The organism is Microbacterium sp. Leaf351 (genome assembly GCF_001423825.1).
Lineage (GTDB): Bacteria > Actinomycetota > Actinomycetes > Actinomycetales > Microbacteriaceae > Microbacterium > Microbacterium ginsengisoli.
The window spans coordinates 126,202-130,583 of record NZ_LMPK01000035.1; the positions used below are offsets into that span (position 1 = coordinate 126,202).

Consider the following 4,382-nt stretch of genomic DNA (forward strand, 5'->3'; position numbering starts at 1 on the left):
TGGAGGACTGCTCGCCGACCTGCGCGACGCAGCCGCCGATCACATCGTCGACGAGGGCCGGGTCGATGCCGGTGCGGTCGACGAGCGCGGTGAGCACGGTCGCGAGCAGGTCGACGGGGTGCGTGCCCGAGAGCGCTCCGCCGGGCTTTCCCCGACCCGATCCGGTGCGCACGACGTCGACGATGACGGCTTCGGCCATGGGAGCTCCTTCGCGGCAGGGCGGATGCCGCCAGCCTACGCCCGGGCGGCGCCGGCGGCGCGGGTCCCCTGCGTATACGCAGAGCGCGACCTGCTCGAACCTGCTGGCGGAATCAGGGGCTGAGTGTATACACTAACGATGGCCAGCGACGAGGGAGGAGCGGCATGCGCGCCAGCGATCACACCTACACGACCCTCCTCGATGAAATCCAGTCCGGAGCCCTCGCCCCCGGCACGGTGCTCGCCGAGCCCGCCCAGTCCGCCCGCCTCGGGGTGAGCCGCACTCCGCTGCGCGCGGCGCTCGCGCGCCTCGCCGCCGACGGCCTCGTCACGCAGGCCTCGCCGCGCGTGACCGTCGTCACGGGGGTGGATGCCGCCGACATCCGTGCGCTCTTCGAGATCCGCCGAGCGCTGGAGGAGACCCAGGCGCGCCTCGCCGCCGAGCGCGCCGACGCGGCCGTGTTCGCGGCGTTCGCCGCCGACTTCGACCACGCCCGCCTCGAGGGCGGCGAGGGGCGGGACGCCTACTACGCGCTCATCGCCCGGTTCGACGCCGCGCTCGACGCCGCCGTCGGCAACGACTACCTGGTGGCGGCCCTGCGCACCGTGCGCACCCACCTCGTGCGCGTGCGCCGGCTCGCCCGCGACAAGCCCGAACGCCTCGCCGCCTCGGTCGCCGAGCACCGCGTCATCGCCGACGCGATCGCCCGGCGCGACGCCGACCTCGCCGCCCACGCCACGCACGTGCACCTGCACAACGCGCTCACCAGCATCCTCGCCTCGCTCGCCGCCGACGCCGCATCCGCCGACGCATCCGTCGCCGAGCCCGCCCACCCCGCCGATCAAGGAGCAGCATGACCGTCACCCACCACGTCCGCGTCTACCGCAGCGACGAAGAGCTTCCCCGCACCGACCAGCTCGCCTGGAAGATCGCCGAGGTCGCCGCCGACCCGGTCGCTGTCACCGACGAGGTGGCCGACATGATCATCAACCGCATCATCGACAACGCCGCGGTGGCCGCGGCATCCCTCACCCGCGGGCCGGTGAGTGCGGCCCGCCAGCAGGCGCTCGATCACCCGGTGTCCGTGTCGGGCCCGGGTTCCACGGTCTTCGGCTGCGCCCTCGAGCGCACGACGAGCCCCGAGTGGGCGGCCTGGGCCAACGGGGTCGCGGTGCGCGAGCTCGACTACCACGACACCTTCCTCGCCGCCGAGTACTCGCACCCCGGCGACAACATCCCGCCGATCCTCGCCGTCGCCCAGCACGTCGGCGCGACCGGCGCACAGCTGCTGCGCGGCATCGCCACCGGGTACGAGATCCAGATCGACCTCGTGCGCGCCATCTCGCTGCACAAGCACAAGATCGACCACGTCGCCCATCTCGGCCCCTCCGCTGCGGCAGGCATCGGCAGCCTTCTCGGCCTGCCGGTCGAGACGATCTACCAGGCCGTCGGCCAGGCGCTGCACACCACCACCGCGACCCGGCAGTCCCGCAAGGGCGAGATCTCCACGTGGAAGGCCCACGCCCCCGCCTTCGCCGGCAAGATGGCCGTCGAGGCGGTCGACCGCGCGATGCGCGGCGAGACCAGCCCGGCGCCGATCTACGAGGGCGAGGACGGCGTGATCGCATGGCTCCTCGACGGGAAGGATGCCGCCTACGACGTGCCGCTCCCCGACCGCGGCGAGGCGAAGCGGGCCATCCTCGACTCGTACACGAAGGAGCACTCCGCCGAGTACCAGGCGCAGGCGTGGATCGACCTCGCCCGCAAGCTCGGCACCGCGCGGCCCGAGCTGCGCGACCCCGAGAACATCGAGGCGATCGTGCTGCACACCAGCCACCACACGCACTACGTGATCGGCTCGGGCGCGAACGACCCGCAGAAGTACGACCCTGCGGCCTCCCGCGAGACCCTCGACCACTCGATCCCCTACATCTTCACGGTCGCCCTGCAGGATGCCGCGTGGCACCACGTCGACTCCTACCTGCCCGCGCGCGCGGCCCGCCCTGACACGGTGGCGCTGTGGCACAAGGTCACCACCGCTGAGGACGCCGAGTGGACCCGCCGCTACCACTCGGAGGACCCCGACGAGAAGGCGTTCGGCGGCCGCGTGGAGATCCGCCTCGCGAACGGCGAGACCATCGTCGACGAGATCGCCGTGGCCGATGCCCACCCGCTCGGCGCCCGCCCCTTCACCCGCCCCGACTACGTCGCGAAGTTCCGGCTGCTCGCCGAGCCCGTGCTCACCGCCGACGAGATCGAGCGCTTCCTCGACCTCGCCGAGCGCCTGCCCGAGCTGACCCCGGCCGAAGTGCGCGAGCTGTCGATCGTCGCGGCCCCCGGCGTGCTCGCCTCCGCCCCCGCCCCGAAGGGACTCTTCTGATGCTGTACAGCCAGACCCCCGCCGCCGAGAAGCGGCGCCTGTTCCGCGAGCGGCTCGCCACCGGCGAGCTGCTGCGGTTCCCGGGCGCGTTCAACCCGCTCTCGGCCCGGCTCATCGAGCGCAAGGGCTTCGAGGGCGTCTACATCTCGGGTGCGGTGCTCTCCGCCGACCTCGGGCTGCCCGACATCGGCCTCACGACCCTCACCGAGGTCGCCGGCCGCGGCCAGCAGATCGCCCGCATGACCGAGCTGCCGGCGATCATCGACGCCGACACCGGCTTCGGCGAGCCCATGAACGTGGCCCGCACGATCCAGACCCTCGAGGACGCCGGCATCGCCGGCACCCACATCGAGGACCAGATCAACCCCAAGCGGTGCGGTCACCTCGACGGCAAGGCGGTCGTCGACCAGGACACCGCGATCAAGCGCATCCGCGCGGCATCCGATGCCCGTCGTGACCCGAACTTCCTCATCATGGCGCGCACCGACATCCGTGCCGTCGAGGGGCTCGATGCCGCGATCGACCGCGCCAAGGCGCTCGTCGACGCCGGGGCCGACGCGATCTTCCCCGAGGCGATGCGCGACCTCGGCGAGTTCGAGGCGGTGCGCAACGCCGTCGACGTGCCGATCCTCGCCAACATGACCGAGTTCGGCAAGAGCGACCTGTTCAGCGTCGACCAGCTGCGGGACGTGGGAGTGAACATCGTCATCTGGCCGGTGTCGCTGCTGCGCATCGCCATGGGTGCCGCGGGCCGTGCGCTCGACACCCTCGTCGACGACGGCCACCTCACGTCGAAGCTCGGCGAGATGCAGCATCGCGCCGACCTCTACGACCTGGTGGACTACGAGGACTACAACCACTTCGACACCTCGGTGTTCAACTTCCAGATCACCCGCTGACGTCCGCGAAGGAGCAGACATGTCCGAGATCGAGATCAAGAAGGGCCTCGCCGGGGTCACGGTCGACTACACCGCGATCAGCAAGGTCAACCCCGACACCAACAGCCTGCTGTACCGCGGCTACCCGGTGCAGGAGCTCGCGGCGACCCAGTCGTTCGAGTCCGTCGCCCTGCTGCTGTGGAACGGCGATCTGCCGGATGCCGCGGCCCTCGCCGCATTCGAGGGGTTCGAGCGCACGCACCGCGGGCTCGACGCCGACGTGAAGACGGTGATCGACCTGCTGCCGCTCGAGTCGCACCCGATGGACGTCGTGCGCACAGCGGTGTCGGTCCTCGGCGCGCAGGATGCCGCGGCATCCGACAACTCGCCCGCCGCCGACCTCGCCAAGGCGCAGCTGCTGTTCGCGAAGATCCCCGCGATCGTCGCCTACGACCAGCGCCGCCGCCGCGGTCAGCAGCCGGTGCCGCCGCGGGACGACCTCGGCTACGCGGCGAACTTCCTGTGGATGACGTTCGGCGAAGAGCCGGCCGACATCGTCGTCGACGCGTTCAACGTGTCGATGATCCTGTACGCGGAGCACTCGTTCAACGCCTCGACGTTCACCTCACGGGTGATCACGTCGACCACCTCCGACCTCTACTCTGCGGTCGTCGGTGCGATCGGTGCGCTCAAGGGCGCCCTGCACGGCGGGGCCAATGAGGCCGTCATGCACATCTTCGACGAGGTCGGCACGGCAGACAACGTCGGCCCGTGGCTCGACGAGGCCCTCGCCGCGAAGCGCAAGATCATGGGCTTCGGGCACCGGGTCTACAAGAAGGGCGACTCGCGCGTGCCGACCATGAAGGCCGCCCTCGACGACCTCGTGGAGTACTACGACGCCCGTGACCTCGCCGCGCTCTACGAC

General features: G+C 71.1%; 4 protein-coding genes and 1 pseudogene. 4 read left to right on the forward strand and 1 reads right to left on the reverse strand.

Annotated elements, in window-relative coordinates; genetic code table 11:
* A pseudogene (locus tag ASG00_RS18315) lies at positions 1 to 199 on the reverse strand (steroid 3-ketoacyl-CoA thiolase); the annotation flags it as partial.
* Positions 200 to 363: 164 nt separating this feature from the next.
* Here ASG00_RS18315 and ASG00_RS11725 point away from each other — a divergent pair.
* The 4 genes from ASG00_RS11725 to ASG00_RS11740 all read left to right on the forward strand — a co-directional run.
* Positions 364 to 1,056 (forward strand): GntR family transcriptional regulator, encoded by a 693-nt coding sequence (locus ASG00_RS11725; RefSeq protein WP_056209797.1) that lies wholly within the window; start codon positions 364 to 366, stop codon positions 1,054 to 1,056.
* Positions 1,053 to 2,579, forward strand: coding sequence for an MmgE/PrpD family protein (locus tag ASG00_RS11730; protein WP_056209800.1), 1,527 nt, complete (start codon positions 1,053 to 1,055; stop codon positions 2,577 to 2,579). Before ASG00_RS11725 ends, ASG00_RS11730 begins: the two co-directional genes overlap by 4 nt.
* On the forward strand, positions 2,579 to 3,478 hold the full coding sequence (prpB, locus tag ASG00_RS11735; protein ID WP_056209803.1) for a methylisocitrate lyase: 900 nt from the start codon (positions 2,579 to 2,581) through the stop codon (positions 3,476 to 3,478). Before ASG00_RS11730 ends, prpB begins: the two co-directional genes overlap by 1 nt.
* A gap of 19 nt (positions 3,479 to 3,497) precedes the next feature.
* The coding region (locus tag ASG00_RS11740) for a citrate/2-methylcitrate synthase (protein ID WP_235559531.1) at positions 3,498 to 4,382 on the forward strand (885 nt) is incomplete at its 3' end.

Coding starts and splice junctions, on each gene's coding strand:
- prpB (WP_056209803.1), top strand. CDS start 2,579: ATGCTGTACAGCCAGACCCCCGCCGCCGAGAAGCGGCGCCTGTTCCGC.
- ASG00_RS11730 (WP_056209800.1), top strand. CDS start 1,053: ATGACCGTCACCCACCACGTCCGCGTCTACCGCAGCGACGAAGAGCTT.
- ASG00_RS11725 (WP_056209797.1), top strand. CDS start 364: ATGCGCGCCAGCGATCACACCTACACGACCCTCCTCGATGAAATCCAG.